The following is a 2,429-nucleotide window of genomic DNA, read 5'->3' on the forward strand; positions in this document are numbered from 1 at the left end:
TGGCTCGTCTTTGTGGATTAAGATAATTATGTTATCCTCATCTTTTCCGAAAAATCATCTGGAAAAGACAGGTTATTCAAAAAAGATGAGGATAAAAATAAACTGAGCATAAGCCGCATTATCTAAATGTTAGGATAATGCGGCTATACAGACTTACGTTTTGGTATGGACCGTCTGGCGGCAGTGATCGAAACAAAGACAGGGAATAGTCCCTATGTCCCCGGGACCCTGTACCTGTTTTGCGGGAGACGATCGGACCGCATCAAGGGATTGGTCTGGGAAGGGGATGGATGGCTCCTGCTATATAAAAGATTATCGGAAAGCCAGTTCCAGTGGCCGAGGAATGCGGAAGAAGTGCGGAAGCTGACAAAGCAGCAGTTCCGCTGGCTGATGGAGGGGCTGACGATCACACCGAAGAGGTCCGTCCGGATGGTGGAACCCCCGGAATATATCGGATGACTTTGTGCAAAACAGAGAAATCCCAGACAGCTGTTATCTCAGCGGAATATAGAGCCCCTGTCCCCGGCAGCAGGGACAGGCACAGGCGCATCCATCCGACCGCATATGCCGCAGGATCCCCTGTTTCTTTTTAGAAAAAGAGGAACGGGGACAACGGCTCTGTCGCTGTCCCCGTACATTTGCGGCCATAGGCATTATGACGGACAGCTTCCCATGCAGGGTTCGCAAAAATGGCCATTTTCTGTTATACTGGGACCAGTGGGACTACCGGGAGGAAATGGTTATGGGATATACAGAAGAAAAACTGAACAGCCTGGACAAAGAGACGATCATCCAGCTGTTCCTGGCACAACAGGAGCAGCTCAGACAGATCGACCAAAACCTCCAGCTTGTACTGGAGCAGCTGGCAGACCAGAAAAGACGCCGTTTCGGCAGGTCATCGGAGAAACATGAGACCGAGGGACAGATTGCTTTTATGGAAGTGGATGGGACGATCGTTTTTTTTAATGAAGCGGAGGCGGTCGCTGCAGAAAGCGCTGATGACAGCCTGGAAGAGGTTCCCCGGCAGAGGCCGAAAAAGAAGCGTGGGAAACGGGAAGAAGACCTGAAGGGACTCCCGGTCATTGTGGTCGAACATTCCATGGAGGAAAAGGAGCTGGAGCAACGGTTCGGGCAGGGCGGATGGAAGCAGTTGCCCGATGAGATATACCGCAGGTACCGTTTTACCCCGGCAAAGGTGGAGGTAGAAGAACATCATGTGAAGGTATATGCCGGGAAAAAGACAGAAGAAGTCGTAAAGGCCCCGCACCCGGGCTGCCTTTTAAAAGGGAGCCTCGTATCCCCGTCCCTGGAGGCGGCAGTGATGAACGCCAAATACGTCAATGCCGTCCCGCTTTACCGGCAGGAGCAGGAGTTCGCGCGGTACGGCCTGCATATCTCCAGGCAGAACATGGCGAACTGGACGATCCAGTGCGCGGAGAGGTATCTTGCAGTCCTTTATGACCACCTGCATGAGGCTATGTACCATTACCATGTGCTGCAGGCAGACGAGACCCCTGTACTGGTGAACAAGGACGGACGTCCGGCCGGGGCGAAAAGTTACATGTGGGTGTACCGCACGGGACAGATGTATGAAGGCCGGCAGATCATCTTGTATGAGTACCAGAAGACACGCAACGCCAGCCATCCCAGGGAATTCCTGAGAGGTTTCAGCGGCATCTGCGTCACGGATGGGTATCAGGTCTACCACACGGTCGAAAAGGAACGGGAAGACCTGAAGATCGCGGGATGCTGGTCCCACGCCAGACGCCGGTATGACGAAGCGGTCAAAGCCCTGCCAAAAGCAAAGCAGAAAGACAGCCGCGCGTACCTGGCGCTGACTATGATACAGGCTATCTATCGGGAGGAAAAGCAGTTAAAGGGTCTCCCGGCAGAAGAGCGCAGGGACCGCCGCCAGCGGAGCGTCCGCCCATTGGTGGAGGCCTATTTCGCGTGGATAAAAGAAAATCTCCCAAAAGTGCCGCAGAAGAGCAAGACCTGGGAAGGCTTCCAATACTCCATCCACCAGGAAAGATACCTGAAAGTGTTCCTCGATGACGGAGAAGTCCCGATGGACAATAATGCTGCGGAGCAGTCGATCCGGGGATTCTGCATCGGTAAGAAGAATTGGGTGATGATCGATACGGTCGCAGGGGCAAAGGCCAGTGCCATAATCTATAGCATTGCAGAAACAGCGAAGGCCAACGGACTGAAACCATATGATTATTTTGAGCATCTTCTCACAGAGATCCCGAAACATCTGGATGACACGGACCGTGGATTTCTGGAAGACCTGCTCCCGTGGTCACCGAACCTGCCGGCGAACTGCCGGAAATCCGGAAAAGAGAAGTGAGCGAAAGATTGGAGCAAATCTGTCCTTATCATACAGGTTTGCTCCAGATTTGTACAGGTACGAGATATCTACCGTTTAC

General features: G+C 52.7%; 1 protein-coding gene and 1 pseudogene. Both read left to right on the plus strand.

Going from position 1 to position 2,429, the window contains the following annotated elements:
• Positions 1–150: 150 nt before the first annotated feature.
• A pseudogene (gene tnpB, locus B5F87_RS20280) lies at positions 151–459 on the plus strand (IS66 family insertion sequence element accessory protein TnpB); the annotation flags it as partial.
• Positions 460–742: 283 nt separating this feature from the next.
• A complete protein-coding gene (locus tag B5F87_RS20285) occupies positions 743–2,350 on the plus strand; it encodes an IS66 family transposase (protein WP_343215792.1) in 1,608 nt (535 codons plus the stop codon).
• Positions 2,351–2,429 lie beyond the last annotated feature (79 nt).

The sequence above is a fragment of the Eubacterium sp. An3 genome, from assembly GCF_002159465.1.
Lineage (GTDB): Bacteria > Bacillota > Clostridia > Lachnospirales > Lachnospiraceae > Anaerobutyricum > Anaerobutyricum stercoris.

Coding starts and splice junctions, on each gene's coding strand:
- B5F87_RS20285 (WP_343215792.1), top strand. CDS start 743: ATGGGATATACAGAAGAAAAACTGAACAGCCTGGACAAAGAGACGATC.